The 15,084-nt window shown below is 68.5% G+C and carries 15 protein-coding genes; 11 read left to right on the top strand and 4 right to left on the bottom strand.

Annotated features, from left to right (window positions below; genetic code table 11):
- Positions 1-13 precede the first annotated feature (13 nt).
- Positions 14-736 (bottom strand): TVP38/TMEM64 family protein, encoded by a 723-nt coding sequence (locus ASD59_RS01665; RefSeq protein WP_055827358.1) that lies wholly within the window; start codon positions 734-736, stop codon positions 14-16.
- Positions 737-855: 119 nt separating this feature from the next.
- On the opposite strand from ASD59_RS01665, the gene rpmH reads away from it, so the two are divergent.
- From rpmH to ASD59_RS01690, 5 genes are all read left to right on the top strand, one after another.
- On the top strand, positions 856-990 hold the full coding sequence (rpmH, locus tag ASD59_RS01670) for a 50S ribosomal protein L34 (RefSeq protein WP_003164000.1): 135 nt from the start codon (positions 856-858) through the stop codon (positions 988-990).
- A gap of 26 nt (positions 991-1,016) precedes the next feature.
- A complete protein-coding gene (gene rnpA, locus ASD59_RS01675; protein WP_055827361.1) occupies positions 1,017-1,418 on the top strand; it encodes a ribonuclease P protein component in 402 nt (133 codons plus the stop codon).
- Positions 1,419-1,423: 5 nt separating this feature from the next.
- A complete protein-coding gene (gene yidC / locus ASD59_RS01680; RefSeq protein WP_055827364.1) occupies positions 1,424-3,214 on the top strand; it encodes a membrane protein insertase YidC in 1,791 nt (596 codons plus the stop codon).
- Position 3,215: 1 nt separating this feature from the next.
- A complete protein-coding gene (gene yihA, locus ASD59_RS01685) occupies positions 3,216-3,857 on the top strand; it encodes a ribosome biogenesis GTP-binding protein YihA/YsxC (protein WP_055827367.1) in 642 nt (213 codons plus the stop codon).
- A gap of 183 nt (positions 3,858-4,040) precedes the next feature.
- Positions 4,041-5,012, top strand: coding sequence for an alpha/beta fold hydrolase (locus ASD59_RS01690; protein WP_055827369.1), 972 nt, complete (start codon positions 4,041-4,043; stop codon positions 5,010-5,012).
- Between the two features lie 24 nt (positions 5,013-5,036).
- On the opposite strand, the gene ASD59_RS01695 is transcribed toward ASD59_RS01690, so the two are convergent.
- Entirely contained in the window at positions 5,037-6,023 is a 987-nt protein-coding gene (locus ASD59_RS01695) for an LLM class flavin-dependent oxidoreductase (RefSeq protein WP_055827371.1), read from the bottom strand.
- 94 nt (positions 6,024-6,117) lie between these two features.
- Between ASD59_RS01695 and ASD59_RS01700 the strand changes: the two genes are divergently transcribed.
- Positions 6,118-7,476, top strand: a complete 1,359-nt coding sequence (locus ASD59_RS01700) for an alpha/beta hydrolase family protein (RefSeq protein WP_055827374.1) — start codon at positions 6,118-6,120, stop codon at positions 7,474-7,476.
- A gap of 4 nt (positions 7,477-7,480) precedes the next feature.
- Here ASD59_RS01700 and ASD59_RS01705 read toward each other — a convergent pair whose 3' ends face one another.
- Together ASD59_RS01705 and ASD59_RS01710 are read right to left on the bottom strand one after the other, a co-directional pair.
- The gene (locus tag ASD59_RS01705) at positions 7,481-8,413 is read right to left on the bottom strand and encodes a pirin family protein (protein ID WP_055827377.1); all 933 of its coding nucleotides are present in this window, start codon (positions 8,411-8,413) and stop codon (positions 7,481-7,483) included.
- Between the two features lie 44 nt (positions 8,414-8,457).
- Positions 8,458-8,946: an Lrp/AsnC family transcriptional regulator gene (locus ASD59_RS01710; protein WP_055827380.1), complete on the bottom strand. Its 489-nt coding sequence runs from the start codon at positions 8,944-8,946 to the stop codon at positions 8,458-8,460.
- A gap of 144 nt (positions 8,947-9,090) precedes the next feature.
- Here ASD59_RS01710 and ASD59_RS01715 point away from each other — a divergent pair, with 144 nt between their 5' ends.
- The 5 genes from ASD59_RS01715 to ASD59_RS01735 are packed head-to-tail and all read left to right on the top strand — an operon-like array spanning position 9,091 to position 15,079.
- Positions 9,091-10,326 (top strand): thiamine pyrophosphate-dependent enzyme, encoded by a 1,236-nt coding sequence (locus ASD59_RS01715; RefSeq protein WP_055827383.1) that lies wholly within the window; start codon positions 9,091-9,093, stop codon positions 10,324-10,326.
- Positions 10,327-10,328: 2 nt separating this feature from the next.
- The gene (locus tag ASD59_RS01720; RefSeq protein WP_200947900.1) at positions 10,329-11,453 is read left to right on the top strand and encodes an alpha-ketoacid dehydrogenase subunit beta; all 1,125 of its coding nucleotides are present in this window, start codon (positions 10,329-10,331) and stop codon (positions 11,451-11,453) included.
- A 1-nt stretch (position 11,454) separates the two neighbouring features.
- Positions 11,455-13,104, top strand: a complete 1,650-nt coding sequence (locus ASD59_RS01725) for a 2-oxo acid dehydrogenase subunit E2 (RefSeq protein ID WP_082560006.1) — start codon at positions 11,455-11,457, stop codon at positions 13,102-13,104.
- Between the two features lie 5 nt (positions 13,105-13,109).
- Complete coding sequence (gene lpdA, locus ASD59_RS01730; RefSeq protein ID WP_055827387.1) at positions 13,110-14,507, top strand: dihydrolipoyl dehydrogenase; 1,398 nt, start codon at positions 13,110-13,112, stop codon at positions 14,505-14,507.
- A 59-nt stretch (positions 14,508-14,566) separates the two neighbouring features.
- A complete protein-coding gene (locus tag ASD59_RS01735; RefSeq protein WP_156376889.1) occupies positions 14,567-15,079 on the top strand; it encodes a hypothetical protein in 513 nt (170 codons plus the stop codon).
- Positions 15,080-15,084 lie beyond the last annotated feature (5 nt).

A 15,084-nucleotide genomic window follows, 5' to 3' on the forward strand; every position in this document is an offset into this window, starting at 1 on the left:
AAAGCTGCGCCGTTCATGTCGCCGCCTTCCGGCCCAGGGCCCTCTGCAGTCCCTTGAGACCGAACGGAAGGACCACCGCCAGCACGAAGACGCCCGCCATCGGGGCCCAGAACTGGCCGAACAGGGCCTGGAAGTCCGGGTCCGGGTTGGTCATCAACAGCTCGTTCAGCCGCGATCCGATCCAGCAGTAGATGATGTGGGCCGGCAGCAGGCCGACGACCGTGGCGACGGTATAGGGGGTCAGCCGCACGGCCATGATCCCAGCGGCGACATTGATCATGTGAAACGGCACCACCACGGCCAGGCGCGAGGCCAGGACGTACCAGAAGGTGTCCCGGTCGATGGCGTCGCAGACTTTCTGCATCAGGCCCCTGTCGCGTTCGGCCTTCTTCCTCAGCGCCTCGCCCAGCGCCGACCGGGCCACGGCATAGACGATCAGGGCGCCGACGGTGGCGGCGATGGAGGTGGAGACGCCGCCGACCCAGGGGCCGAACAGATAACCGGCCGTGATGGTGACGAAGAAGACGCCGGGCACCACGCTGGCCGTCAGGACGGCGAACACGGCCATCAGGATCAGCAGGCTCAGGATGTAGTTGGCGTCCTTGAAGGCGTGAAACCCGGCCCCGTGGTCGCGTATGGTGTCGAGGGACAGATAGCGGTTCCAGCCCATGGCGAAGATCAGGGCGATGACGCCGGCCAGTACGATCAGAGGCGCAAAGCGTTTGAACCGGTTCATTCTCTCTCCGCCGAAGGGCTGTTGGCGTTGACAGTTCAGGCCCTGCCGCTTATACGCCCGCCCTTCCCGCGACGGACGTCTTTCCGTCGCCCCTCTGTATTCAGTCCCAGGAGCCGAACGTGAAGCGGACCTATCAGCCGTCGCGACTCGTGCGCAAGCGCCGTCACGGCTTCCGTTCGCGGATGGCCACCAAGAACGGACAGAAGATCGTTGCGCGTCGTCGCGCCAAGGGCCGCAAGCGCCTGACGGCCTAAGTCGTCCGGCGCCTGTGCTCGGGCGCATGGCCGAACTCTTCAAAATCGAACGCATGACTTCGCGGCCCCAGTTCCTGGCGGCCGCGAAGGGCGTTTCAGAGGCCCGCGGCGCCGTGGTCGTGCAGCGGCTGGACCGCGGCGACGAACGGCCCGTCGTGCGGCTGGGTTTCACCGCCACGCGCAAGGTCGGCAACGCCGTCATCCGCAACCGCGCCAAACGCCGCCTGAGGGAAGCCGCCCGCGCCATGGCGCCCCTGTTGGCGGTCCCCGGCAGCGACTATGTCTTCATCGCCCGCGCGGGCACGGCCGACCGTCCCTGGGACCGTTTGCTTGACGATGTGAAATCGGCGCTTACAAGGCTCGCGACCCCGCGGCCGGCGCCAAAGACGGCGCCCACGACGCCCGCAACCGCCGGCCAGGATTCCTGATCTCCATGCCTCCTCAAGACAACAGCCGAAACACGATCATCTTCGTCGTGATCGCGGTCATCATGCTGCTCGCCTACAACGTCTTCGTGATGGCGCCCCAGGCCGAGCGCCGGAAGGCCGCGCAGCAGGCCGCCGCCGAGCAGACCACGGCCGCCGCGACCGCCGCACCGTCGCCGGGCGTCGTCGTCTTCACCGAGGACCGCACGGTCGCCCTGGGGCGTGGCGGGGCGCGCGTGCCGATCCAGACCGGCACGGTCACAGGCTCGCTGTCCCTGCGCGGCGCGCGGATCGACGACCTGTTCCTGACCAAATACCAGGAGACGATCGAAGAGGGCTCGCCCGCCGTCGAACTGTTCCGTCCCGAGGGCATGCGTCACGCCTATCAGGCCCAGTTCGGCTGGAACGGCCCCAATGTGCCCGGCGGCGTGCCCGGTCCGCAGACGCCGTGGCGCCTGACCGAGGGCGCGACCCTGACGACGGCCACGCCGGTCACCCTGACCTGGGACAACGGCGCCGGTCTGCGCTTCACCCGCCGCATCGCCGTTGACGACCAGTATCTGTTCACCATCACCGACACCGTCGCCAACTTCAGCGCCCAGCCGATCGCCATCGCGCCCTGGGGCCGGATCGAACGGCAGGGCGTGCCCGACGAACTGGGCCGCCAGCAGGTCCTGCACGAGGGCGGCATCGGCACCTTCGGCACGCCGGGCGACTACGCCACCCAGCAGCTGAAGTACAAGGCCTGGGCCAAGAAGCCGGTGCAGGAGCACACTTCGACCGGCGGCTGGATGGGCATCACCGACAAATACTGGCTGGCCGCCCTGATCCCGCAGCAGGACGAGCGCATCCAGGCCGCCTTCCGCGTCACCGACGCGGCGCACGCCGACATCCACTCGGCCACCATGCTGGGCGAAACGCACACCATCGCCCCGGGCCGCCAGATCACCGAGACCCAGCGCCTGTTCGCCGGCGCCAAGCGCAACGAAATCCTCTCCGCCTACGAGAAGCAGCTGAACCTTCCGCGCTTCATCTATGCGATCGACTGGGGCTTCCTGTTCTTCCTCACGCGGCCGATCTTCCTGCTGGTCGAGCTGTTCTACGGCTGGTTCGGAAACTTCGGCCTGGCCATCCTCGGTCTGACCCTGACCGTGCGCCTGATCATGTTCCCGCTGGCCAACAAGTCCTACGAGAGCATGTCCAAGATGCGGACCCTCCAGCCGAAGATGGAGGAGCTGAAGAAGAAGCACCCCGACGATCCGGCCGCCCAGCAGAAGGAGCTGATGGCGCTGTATCAGAAGGAAAAGATCAATCCGCTGGCGGGCTGTCTGCCCCTGCTGCTGCAGATCCCGGTCTTCTACGCCGTCTACAAGATGCTGTTCGTGACCATCGAGATGCGGCACGCGCCGTTCTTTGGCTGGATCCGCGACCTGTCGGCGGCCGACCCCTCGACCATCTGGAACCTGTTCGGCCTGATCCCGTGGGACCCGTCGTCGGCCCCGCTGATCGGCGCCTATCTGGGCGGGACCTTCGCGCTCAGCATCCTGGCCATCTTCTACGGCCTGACCATGTGGCTGCAGATGGCGATGAGCCCGCCGGCGCCGGACCCGATGCAGCGCCGCATCTTCCAGTTCATGCCGATCGTCTTCACCTTCATCATGGCCACCTTCCCGGCCGGCCTGCTGATCTACTGGGCCTGGTCCAACATCCTGACCATCATCCAGCAGTATGTGATCATGCACCGCCTGAAGGCCGAGAACCCGATCGACACCTTCCTGCTCAGATTCAAGAAGGCCTGAGTTGGACGATTTCACCGAGGAAGAACTGGAGCAGGGCCGCATCCTGTTCGCGCGTCCCGCCACCTTCGTCATGGGGTGCGCCAAGATCGAGCAGCTGCCTGATCCGGACCTGCCGGAGGTCGCCTTCGCGGGCCGGTCGAACGTCGGCAAGTCCAGCCTGATCAACGGCCTCGTCGGTATGCACAAACTGGCCCGCGCCTCGAACGAGCCGGGCCGCACGCGCGAGGTCAATTTCTTCGACCTCGACGGCAAGATGCGGCTCGTCGACCTGCCCGGCTACGGCTGGGCCAAGGCGTCGAAGTCGACGGTGAAGAAATTCCAGGACCTGGGCCGCGACTATCTGCGCGGGCGGGTGACGTTGAAGCGGGTCTATCTGCTGATCGACGCCCGCCACGGCCTCAAGAAGGTCGATGACGAGGCGCTGGACGCGCTGGACCTCGCCGCCGTCAGCTATCAGATCATCCTGACCAAGGCCGACAAGCTCAAGAAGGGCGAGGCCGAGAAGGTCCAGGCCGCAACGCTGAAGGCCGTGTCCAAACGCGGCGCCGCCTATCCGGCGGTGATCGTCACCTCGGCCGAAAAGGGCGACGGCATGCCCGGGCTCCGCGCCGAGATCATGCGCACCACGGGCGTGACGCTTTAGGCGCCAATCCACGAAGCGCGCCGAAGGCGAATTCAAGGAAGGCTGGTTCATCACCAAGGCCGCAAAGGAATCGCAAGGAACACTAAGGGAGCGGCGATCGATCCCCCTTGGTGGCCTTCGTGATTCCTTCGTGTTCTTTGCGAAGAACCTTCCGGCATTCGCCGGGCGAGCGAGGGTTGAGCCATGCGTCAACGCCTGATCCAGACCGACGGCCTGAAGCAGCAGATCCTCGAAGCCGGCTCAGGCCCGCTCGTCCTGCTGATCCACGGCTTTCCCGAACTCGGGATCAGCTGGCGGGCCCAGGTCCAGGCCCTCGCCGCCGCCGGCTTCCACGCCGTCGCCCCGGACATGCGCGGCTACGGCGGGACGGACAAGCCGGCCGACGCCACGGACTATTCCATCCTCCATCTCGTCGGCGACATGGTCGATCTGGTCCGGGCCCTGGGCGAGACGCCATGCGTCGTCGTCGGCCACGACTGGGGCGCGCCGGTCGCCTGGCACTGCGCCCTGACCCGGCCCGACCTGTTCCGCGCCGTCTTCGGCCTGTCTGTGCCATTCCAGCCGCGTCGGTCGAAGGGTCCGCCGACCGCGGCCATGGCGGCGATCTCCAAACGCCTCGGCCTCGGCGACCTGTACATCAGCCGCTTCCAGGCTGACGACGCCCATGCGGTGTTCGACGCCGATCCGGCGACAGCCCTGCGCAAGATGTTCTTCGCCTACGACGGCGCGACCCCCGACGGCCGGCGGTCGACCGGCTTCATCCCCGAGGGACAGAGCTTCATCTCGACCGTCCCCGACGACGCGACCCTGCCGCCGTGGATGAGTCCGGAGCATTTCGCCGAATACGTCGACGCCTTCTCAGGCGGGGGGTTTAAGGGACCGCTCGACTGGTATCGCAACCTCGACCGCAACTGGTCGCTGACAGCGCATCTGCAGGACGCCCGCATCACCGTGCCCGCCGCCTTCGTGGTCGGCGAGCGCGATCCTGTGCGCCACTATGCGGGGCAGCATGAGGCGGGGTTGAAGGCGTGGATCCCGGACCTGCGCCTGCAGGTCGTGGTCCCGGGCGCCGGCCACTGGATCCAGCAGGAGCGGGCCGACGAGGTGAACCGGCTGTTGGTCGCGTTTCTGGCGGGGCTTGTTCCGATCTCCTGATTCCGCTCATCCCCGCGATGGAAATTACAGTCCCGCCACCGCTTCCGCCGTGATCTCGAGGCTGCGGATGCGGTCGTCGATGTCGAACACCATGCCCGTGACCATGACCTCGTCGACCCCCGTCTGCTCCGCGAAGGCCGCCAGCTTGGCGCGCACCGTCTCGCGCCCGCCGATGGCGGCATAGGTCAGACGGCTCTGCACCGCCGCCAGCTGGCGCGCATCCAGCACGGCCGTGATGTCGTCCACCGGCGGCTTCACCTTGCCCGGCTTGCCGGTCACCACCGCGGCGAAGGCCTGCTGCATGGAGGTCGACAGCCGCTGCGCCGCCCCGTCCGTCTCCGCCGCGAAGACATTGATCGCCGCCATCGCATAGGGTCCGGCCAACGCCTGGGACGGCCGGAAACCGGCGCGATAGGTCTGCAGCGCCTGCATCAGCAACTCGGGCGCGAAATGGCTGGCGAAGGCGAAGGGCAGGCCCAGATGCGCGGCCAGTTCGGCGCTGAACAGACTGGAGCCCAGCAGCCAGATCGGCACCTTCGCCCCCGCCCCGGGCCAGGCCGTGACCCGCTGCCCCTCGACCGGATCGTCGAGGAAACGCTGAAGCTCCATCACGTCGCGCGGGAACTGGTCGGCGGCCTCGAAATAGCGGCGCAGGGCCCGGGCCGTCTCGCCGTCGGTGCCGGGCGCCCGGCCGAGGCCCAGATCGATCCGGCCCGGATACAACGCCTCCAGCGTCCCGAACTGCTCGGCGATCACCAGCGGCGCGTGGTTGGGCAGCATGACCCCGCCGGAGCCGACGCGGATACGCTCCGTCGCCCCGGCGATCTGGCCGATCACCACGGCGGTCGCGGCGCTGGCGATGCCCGGCATGTTGTGATGCTCGGCGACCCAGAATCGTTTGAACCCCAGCCGGTCGGCGGCCTGGGCGAAGGCCGTGGTCTCCAGCAGGGCGCGGCGGGCGTCGCCGCCCTCGACGATGGGCGACAGGTCGAGAACGGAGAATGCGGTCATGCCCGCTAGATCGGGTTCGCAGGTTGCGATTCAAGACCCACCTGCTTGGCCCGTCCTCTCGCCCGGCCTATTCTGAAGGCGGAGGGCCCTGACCATGATCCTGGCATCGATGATCGCCGTGGCGGCGTTGCAGGCGACAGCCGCGCCCCAACTGGCCGGACAATGGGACGGCCTGCTCTCCGTCGGCGGACAGAGCCTGCGCATCGTTTTGCGCGTCGACGCCGCGGGCGCCGCCGTCGTCGACAGCCCGGATCAGGGCGCCAGCGGCATTCCCGCGGTCGGTCCGACCCTCGAGGGCGGCGTGGTCCGCTTCTCGGTCCCGGCCGTGCACGCCGCCTTCGAGGGCGCCCTGTCCGGCGACGGACGAACCATCACCGGGGCCCTGACCCAGGGCGCGGCGGCCATACCCGTGGTCCTGACCCGCACCGCCGACGCCGTCTCGATCGCCGGGCCCTCGCGGCCGCAGACGCCGGTCGCGCCTTTCCCCTATCGCAGCGAGGACGTCACCTTCCCCAACGCCGGGGCCGGGATCACCCTCGCGGGAACCCTGACGCTGCCGCCGGGCGACGGGCCCTTCCCCGCGGCGATCCTGATCACCGGTTCGGGCGCCCAGGACCGCGACGAAACCATCTTCAATCACAAGCCCTTCCTGGTCTGGGCCGACGCCCTGACCCGGCGCGGCGTCGCCGTCCTGCGCTATGACGACCGGGGCGTCGGCGGCTCGGGCGGCGGCACGCCCGCGGAAACCACCGCCGACTTCGCCACCGACGCGGCGGCGGCCATGAGCTACCTCAGGACCCGCCCCGGGATCGACGGCGACCGGATCGGCCTGATCGGCCACAGCGAGGGCGGCCTGATCGCCCCCCTGGTGGCGCAGAACGGCGGCGAGCCGGCCTGGATCGTCATGCTGGCCGGAACCTCGGTGACCGGCGGCGACATCCTGGTGGAACAGCAGCGGCGGCTGGCCACGGCGGCCGGCGCGTCCCCGGCCCAGGTCGAGAGCGGCAATGCCCGCCAACGCGCCCTGATGGACGCCGTGGCCCGCAACAAGGACGACGGCGCGGCCGTGGAACGGGAGACGGTGGCGCTTCTGACGGCGGAGGGCATGACGGAGGCCCAGGCGAAGGAGGCGGTGCGCCCCATCGTCTCGGCCTGGTACCGCTGGTTCGTCGCCCACGATCCGGCCCCGGCCCTCGCCGCGGTGCGCATGCCCCTGCTGGCGGTCTACGGCGGCAAGGACCTTCAGGTGCCCGCCGACCAGAACGCGCCGGCCCTGGCCCGGATTCTGCCGGCGGCCGAGATCGTCGTCCTGCCGGACCTGAACCATCTCATGCAGACCGCCCGAACCGGCGCGCCTTCCGAATACGGAACGATCGAGGAAACCATCGCTCCCGAGGCCCTGAGGACGGTCGTCGACTGGGTGGCGTCGCGTTCGGGTCTGCCGCCGCAGTAGGCCTTCAGACCGGGTGCGTCGGTTCCGGCTTGACGGGCGCCGGCTCCGGCGTCGACGGCACGTCCGGCAGGGGGATGAACTCGACCGAATCCTCGCTCGGCAGGGCCATCCGCCCCGCCTTCCAGTCGGCCTTGGCCTGGTCGATCCGCTCCTGTTTCGAATGGACGAAATTCCACCAGATGATGCGCGGCCCGACCGGCTCGCCGCCCAGAACCATCACGGTCGAGGGCTTCAGCGCCTTGATGGTCGGCTCGGCCGTCGGCTCCAGCACGATCATCTGGCCCTCGTGGAAGGCCCGGTCGCCGACCTCGATCTCGCCCTTCGCCACATACAGGGCGCGTTCGGAATAGCCGCCCGCCCCCCGTCCCGGGGGCGGCGCGGTGCGCACCCCCTCGGCCAGCTCCCAGTGAACGTAGAACAGCGGCGACGACACCGGCACGGCGGCCCTGGCGCCATAGGCCTCGCCCGCCACCAGCCGCGCGAACAGGCCGCCGTTTTCATAGGCCGGCTGGTCGGCCTCGCCATGATGATGGAAGCGCGGGTCGGTCTCCTCGGCCTCTTCGGGCAGGGCGATCCAGGCCTGCATGCCGTGCATCGGGCCGCCCGTGGACCGCTTCAGCGGGTCGGTGCGCTCGGAGTGGACGATGCCCTTGCCGGCTGTCATCCAGTTGACCTCCCCGGGGCGGATGGCCTGGGTCGCGCCGGTGTTGTCCCGGTGCATGATCTCGCCCTCGAACAGATAGCTGAGGGTCGACAGGCCGATGTGCGGATGCGGACGGACATTGATCGCCTCCGCCCCCGGCGCGAACTCGGCCGGGCCCATCTGGTCGAGGAAGATGAAGGGTCCGACCATCCGCCGCGCATGGAAGGGCAGCACCCGCCCGACCTCGAATCCGCCGAGGTCCTTGCGGCGGGCGTCGATCACCATCTCGATCATGTCTTGTCCTCCGGCCCAGGCCTCCGCCCGGGCGCCGAACCGGACTATCCGACGTGCGGGGTGATGATGCCAAGGGGCAGGGCGGTCACATTCTTCACCCCTCGGGTGACGATGTGGCTCTCGCAGTCCGAGACGATGCCGAGGCTCAGCAGCTTGTGGCGCAGGAACTGGTCGAAGGCGTGCATGTCCGAGGTGATGATCCGCAGCACATAGTCCTCGCGCCCGGTGATGGTGGCGCACTGCACCACCTCGGGCCAGGCGGCCACGGCGGCCTCGAAGACGTCGAGGTTTTCGGTCGAGGGCAGGCTGAGCTTGACGATGGCGTAGACCTCGAAATCCAGGCCCAGCTTGGTCGCGTCGAGCAGGGTCACCCGCTTGCGGATGAAGCCCGTATCCTCCAGTCTCTTGATCCGGCGCCAGCACGGCGAGGCCGACAGGCCGACCCGGTCCGCCACCTCGGCCACCGACAGTCCGGCGTCCTGCTGCAGGATGTCCAGAATTCGGGCGTCGACGGGATCCAGATCGTCAGCCAAGGCGTTTCTCCTGAGTGTGTTCTCGCGCAATAAAATACCGCTAAACCCGCTAAGGCAAGGTCGAAATCGAGCGAGCCTTGTCTGGCGCCTCGTGCTAATTGCGCCGCAGGAAACGCGGTCGGATCAACCGGACGGCAGGACGGAATGAAGAAGCCCAATAGCCAAGCCTTGTCTTTGCGCGTGCCGGAGCCTTCGGGCCGGCCGGGCGACCCCACGGACTTCAGCCATCTGCTGATGGACCCGGCGGGCGTCGTCGAGCGCCCCGAGGTCTCGACCACGCCGTTCGACATGCGCGACCACGCCTTCCGGCTGATCCGTGTGCTCGACGACGACGGCAAGGCCGTCGGGCCGTGGAATCCGAAGCTCGACGCCGAGACGATGCGGCGCGGCCTCAAGGCCATGATCCTGACGCGCGCCTTCGACGACCGGATGCATCGCGCCCACCGCCAGGGCAAGACCAGCTTCTACATGAAATGCACGGGCGAGGAGGCCATCGCGGTGGCCCAGGGCATGATCCTGTCCCGCGAGGACATGGGCTTCCCCACCTACCGCCAGCAGGGCCTGCTGATCGCGCGCGGCTATCCGCTCGCGACCATGATGAACCAGATCTATTCGAACGCTGAAGACCCGATCAAGGGCCGCCAGCTGCCGATCATGTATTCGGCCAAGGACTATGGGTTCTTCACCATCAGCGGCAACCTCGGCACCCAGGTGCCGCAGGCCGTCGGCTGGGCCATGGCCAGCGCCTACAAGGGCGACGACAAGATCGCCATCAGCTGGATCGGCGACGGCGCCACGGCCGAGGGGGACTTCCACAACGCCCTGACCTTCGCCAGCGTCTACCGCGCCCCGGTCATCCTCAACATCGTCAACAACCAGTGGGCCATCAGCTCCTTCCAGGGCATCGCCGGCGGGCTGGAGACCACCTTCGCCTCCAAGGCTATCGGCTACGGCCTTCCGGCCCTTCGCGTCGACGGCAACGACTTCCTCGCCGTCTGGGCCGCGACCCAGTGGGCCGAGGAACGCGCCCGCTCGAACCAGGGCGCGACCGTCATCGAGCTGTTCACCTACCGCGGCGCCCCGCACTCGACCTCGGACGACCCCAGCCGCTACCGCCCCGCCGACGAGCACGACAAATGGCCGCTCGGCGACCCGATCGCCCGCCTGAAGCAGCACCTCATCGCCCTCGGCGAATGGTCCGACGACCAGCAGACGGCCGCCGAGGCCGAGGCCGTCGAACAGGTCCGCGCCGCCGGCAAGGAGTCCGAGGCCATCGGCACGCTCGGCCAGTCGCGCCCCTCGGTGAAGACCATGTTCGAAGAGGTCTATGCCACCGAGGACTGGCGCATCACCGAACAGCGCCGCGAGGTGGGGGTCTGATCATGAGCGAGCAAACCACCTTCACCGACGCAGACCGCCAGGACGGCATCGAGCCGGACATGGTCGACCAGAACCACGCCCCGAAGTCGGAGGCGCCCGGTAACGGCGTCCAGCCGATGAACATGATCCAGGCCCTGAACTCGGCCATCGACATCAAGATGACCGAGGATCCGAACGTCCTCAGCTTCGGCGAGGACGCCGGCTATTTCGGCGGCGTCTTCCGCGTCACCGACCATCTGCAGAAGAAGCACGGCCTCACCCGCAGCTTCGACGCCCCGATCAGCGAATGCGGCATCGTCGCCGCCGCCATCGGCATGGGCGCCTACGGCCTGCGCCCGGTCGTCGAGATCCAGTTCGCCGACTACATCTATCCGGCCTACGACCAGATCGTCTCGGAAGCGGCCAAGCTGCGCTACCGCTCGGGCGGCCAGTTCACCAGCCCGATCACCGTGCGCTCGCCCTACGGCGGGGGCATCTTCGGCGGCCAGACGCACTCACAGAGCCCCGAGAGCCTGTTCACCCACATCGCGGGGCTGAAGGTCGTCATCCCGTCCAACCCCTATGACGCCAAGGGCCTGCTGACCGCGGCCATCGAGGACGACGATCCGGTCATCTTCTTCGAGCCCAAACGCCTCTACAATGGGCCCTTCGACGGCTGGCACCAGAAGCCGGTCTCGCCGTGGAAGGCCCAGGAGCTGGCCCAGGTCCCGACCGGCAAATACGTCGAGCCGATCGGCAAGGCGCGCATCATGCGCGAGGGCGCCGACGTCACCATCCTCTGCTACGGCACCATGGTCTGGGTCAGCCTCGCGGGCGCCGAACACGCCGGCGTCGACGCCGAGGTCATCGACCTGCGCACCCTCGTGCCGCTGGACATCGAGACCATCGAGGCCAGCGTGAAGAAGACGGGCCGCTGCGTCATCGTCCACGAGGCCCCGAAAACCTCGGGCTTCGGCGGCGAGCTGTCGGCCCTGGTGCAGGAGCGCTGCTTCTATCATCTGGAGGCGCCGATCGCGCGGGTGACCGGCTGGGACACCCCCTATCCGCACGCCTTCGAGTGGGAATATTTCCCGGGACCCGAGCGGGTCGCCCTGGCCCTGAAGGCCGTCATGACCGGAGGGCGCTAGGATGGGCCGCTACGTCTTCAAACTGCCCGACGTGGGCGAAGGCACCGCCGAGGCCGAACTGGTCGCCTGGCACGTCACGGTCGGCGACACCGTCGCCGAGGACCAGATCATCGCCGACATCATGACCGACAAGGCCACGGTCGAACTGACCTCGCCGGTCGCCGGCAAGGTCCTGGCCGCCCACGGCGAACCCGGCCAGCAGCTGGCCGTGGGCTCGCCGCTGGTGGAGTTCGAGGTCGAGGGCGCGGGAAATGCGTCGGCCGAGGCCGCCCCGGCTCCTGCCAAGGCTGAACCGGCTCCCGCTCCGAAAGCTGAAGCGCCCAAGGTTGAGGCCGCGCCGGTCGCCCCGGCCGCCGCCGGCGGCAACTTCGTCTTCAAACTGCCCGACGTGGGCGAAGGCACGGCCGAGGCCGAGCTGGTCGGCTGGCACGTCAAGGTCGGCGACACCGTCGCCGAGGACCAGTTGCTGGCCGAGGTCATGACGGACAAGGCTACGGTCGAACTGACCTCGCCGGTCGCCGGGACCGTGGTCGCCCTGCATGGCGAAGCGGGCCAGCAACTCGCCGTCGGCGGCCCGCTGGTGTCGTTCAATGTCGAGGGCAAGGGCAATCAGGCGTCCGCGCGCGCGCCGGCCCCCGCGAAAGCGACCGAGATTTCGGCTACGCCTGCGCCTGTGAAGGCGGAGACTTCGAAGACGGCTTCGAAGACTTCGACGACAGCGCCCGTGAAGGCCGTCGCCGAAGCCTTCACCACCCGCGCCGCCGGCCAGCGCCCGCTGGCCTCGCCCGCCGTGCGCAACCGCGCCCGCGATCTCGGGATCGAGCTCCAGTTCGTGCCCGGCTCGGGCCCCGCCGGCCGCATCGAACATTCCGACCTCGACGGCTATGTCGCCTCGGGCGGTCGCGGATCGTCCGCACCCGGAGCATCGGCATCCTCGACCTACGCCAGGGCCGAAGGAACCACCGAAACCCGCATCATCGGCCTGCGCCGCAAGATCGCGGAGAAGATGGCCGAGAGCGTCCGCCGCATCCCCCACATCACCTATGTGGAGGAGATCGACGTCACCGCCCTCGAGGAGCTCCGCGCCCACCTGAACGCGACGAAGAAGAAGGACCAGCCCAAGCTCAACGTCCTGCCCTTCATCGCCCGCGCCATCGTCGTGGCCCTGCGCGACCAGCCGACCATCAACTCGCACTACGACGACGAGGCCGGCGTCCTGACCACCCACAACGCCGTCCATCTGGGCATCGCCGCTCAGACCCCGAACGGCCTGATGGTCCCAGTGGTCCGCAACGCCGAGGCGCGCGATCCCTGGGACACCGCCCTGGAAATCGCCCGCGTCTCGGGCGCGGCCAAGGACGGCTCGGCCAAACGCGATGAACTCAGCGGCTCGACCATCACCATCACCTCGCTGGGCACCCTCGGCGGCGTCGTCCACACCCCGATCATCAACCACCCCGAGGTGGCCATCGTCGGCCCCAACAAGATCGCCGAACGCGTGGTGGTCAAGGACGGCCAGATGGTCGTGCGCAAGATGATGAACCTGTCCTCCAGCTTCGATCACCGCATCGTCGACGGCCACGACGCGGCGGTCTTCGTCCAGCGCATCAAGGGCCTGCTGGAGCACCCCGCGACCCTCTGGATGAACTGAGAACCATGGCTGAATCCATCAAAACCAAGGTCCTGATCATCGGCGCCGGCACCGGCGGTTATGTCGCGGGCATCCGCTGCGGCCAGCTGGGGCTCGACACCGTGCTGGTGGACGGCGGAGACGGCCTCGGCGGCACCTGCCTCAACGTCGGCTGCATCCCCTCCAAGGCCATCATCCACGCCGCCTCGAAATTTGAGACGGTGTCCAAGGCCGCCGACGGCGGCACCCTGGGCATCACCGCCGCCAAACCCGCCATCGACCTGTCGCAGACGGTGGCGTGGAAGGACGGCATCGTCAAAAAGCTGAACGCCGGCGTCGCCGCCCTGCTGAAGAAGTCGAAGGTCAAGGTCATCAAGGGCTGGGCGACCTTCTCCGACGCCAAGACCTGCACGGTGAATACCGCCGAGGGCGACATCGTCATCAGCGCTGAACACGTCATCCTCGCCACCGGCTCGGAGCCGGTCGAACTGCCGTTCCTGAAATTCGGCGGCGACGTCATCTCCTCGACCGAGGCCCTGTCCCTTTCGGCGGTGCCGAACAAGCTGGTCGTGGTCGGCGGCGGCTATATCGGGCTGGAGCTGGGCATCGCCTTCCGCAAGCTGGGGGCCGAGGTCGCCATCGTCGAAATGGCCGACCGCCTGCTGCCGCTCTACGACAAGGCCCTGACCGATCCGGTCGCCAAATGGCTGGAGAAGCACGGCGTCGAACTGCATCTCGGCGCCAGGGCCGGCTCGTTCGAAAAGGGCCAGCTCAACGTCACCACCAGGGACGGCGCCGCTATCCAGCTCAAGGCCGACAAGGTCCTCGTCACCGTCGGCCGCCGTCCACGCACCCAGGGCTGGGGTCTGGAGAACATGGGCGTCGCCATGGCCGGCCCGTTCGTGAAGATCGACGACCGCTGCGCCACCTCGATGAAGAACGTCTGGGCTGTCGGCGACCTGACCGGCGAACCCATGCTGGCCCACAAGGGCTCGGCCCAGGGCGAGGTCGTCGCCGAGATCATCGCCGGCCATGACCGCCGCTTCGACCCCGTGACCATCGCCGCCGTCTGTTTCACCGAGCCCGAGATCGTATCCGCCGGCCTCGGTCCGCTGGACGTCGAGGGCCGCGACGACGTCATCACCGCCGTCTTCCCCCTCGCCGCCATCGGCCGCGCCCTGGCCATCGAGGCGGGCGAGGACGGCGGCTTCGTCCGCGTGCTGGCGTCGAAGGGCGACCACCGCCTGCTCGGCGTCCAGGCCGTCGGCCAGCACGTCGCCGAAATGTCCAACAGCTTCGCCCAGATGCTGGAGATGGGCGCGGTGCTGGAGGATGTCGCGGGCGTGATCCACGTCCACCCGACCCTCGGCGAGGCCTTCCACGAAGCGTCGCTCCGGGCCCTGGGGCACGCCATCCACATATAACCGGGTTCGACATTGTTCGTGATCTGGGTATTCTCCTGTCATCCACTGGGGAGGGGACAATGAAGGCATCCACACGTATCGTCGCAGTGGTCGCGGCCGCCAGCCTGACCGGCTGCGCCTCCCACCCGCGCGGCTTCTCGCCGGTGATGGCGATCGCCCCGGCGGATCAGGCGGCCTTCGAGACGGCCTTCAACGTCTGCAGCGCCGAGGTCGCGGCGGGCCGCCGGGACAGCTTCCGCTCGGGCCGCGGCGGCTCGGCGGCGGGCGGCATGGCCATCGGCGGCGCGGCCGCCCTCGCCACGGGGGCCTCTGCGGCCTCCGGGGCCGGGATGATGGCCGGTGCGGCCGCGGGGGCCGGACTGGCCATCGGCCTGGTGGTCTTCGCCCCGCTGGCGATCGTCGGCGTGTCGTACGTCCAGCGCGCCAACAAGGAGCGCGAGATCAAGACCGCGATGACCACCTGTCTGGCGGAAGAGGGTTATGTCGTCGACGACTGGCGCATTCCCGCCCGCGGCGCGACCGGTCCGGCCTCGCCGACGCGGGCGTCTCCCGTCGCCGAACCGTCACGTTAGCATCC

Source organism: Brevundimonas sp. Root608 (assembly GCF_001427825.1).
Taxonomy (GTDB): domain Bacteria; phylum Pseudomonadota; class Alphaproteobacteria; order Caulobacterales; family Caulobacteraceae; genus Brevundimonas.

What these genes read in the sequence shown, in the direction of transcription:
- ASD59_RS01705 (WP_055827377.1), bottom strand. Translation starts at nt 8,413, where the DNA reads ATGATCGAGATGGTGATCGACGCCCGCCGCAAGGACCTCGGCGGATTC.
- ASD59_RS01715 (WP_055827383.1), top strand. Translation starts at nt 9,091, where the DNA reads ATGAAGAAGCCCAATAGCCAAGCCTTGTCTTTGCGCGTGCCGGAGCCT.
- ASD59_RS01720 (WP_200947900.1), top strand. Translation starts at nt 10,329, where the DNA reads ATGAGCGAGCAAACCACCTTCACCGACGCAGACCGCCAGGACGGCATC.
- ASD59_RS01665 (WP_055827358.1), bottom strand. Translation starts at nt 736, where the DNA reads ATGAACCGGTTCAAACGCTTTGCGCCTCTGATCGTACTGGCCGGCGTC.
- ASD59_RS01725 (WP_082560006.1), top strand. Translation starts at nt 11,455, where the DNA reads ATGGGCCGCTACGTCTTCAAACTGCCCGACGTGGGCGAAGGCACCGCC.
- ASD59_RS01700 (WP_055827374.1), top strand. Translation starts at nt 6,118, where the DNA reads ATGATCCTGGCATCGATGATCGCCGTGGCGGCGTTGCAGGCGACAGCC.
- rnpA (WP_055827361.1), top strand. Translation starts at nt 1,017, where the DNA reads ATGGCCGAACTCTTCAAAATCGAACGCATGACTTCGCGGCCCCAGTTC.
- ASD59_RS01735 (WP_156376889.1), top strand. Translation starts at nt 14,567, where the DNA reads ATGAAGGCATCCACACGTATCGTCGCAGTGGTCGCGGCCGCCAGCCTG.
- ASD59_RS01695 (WP_055827371.1), bottom strand. Translation starts at nt 6,023, where the DNA reads ATGACCGCATTCTCCGTTCTCGACCTGTCGCCCATCGTCGAGGGCGGC.
- lpdA (WP_055827387.1), top strand. Translation starts at nt 13,110, where the DNA reads ATGGCTGAATCCATCAAAACCAAGGTCCTGATCATCGGCGCCGGCACC.
- ASD59_RS01690 (WP_055827369.1), top strand. Translation starts at nt 4,041, where the DNA reads ATGCGTCAACGCCTGATCCAGACCGACGGCCTGAAGCAGCAGATCCTC.
- yidC (WP_055827364.1), top strand. Translation starts at nt 1,424, where the DNA reads ATGCCTCCTCAAGACAACAGCCGAAACACGATCATCTTCGTCGTGATC.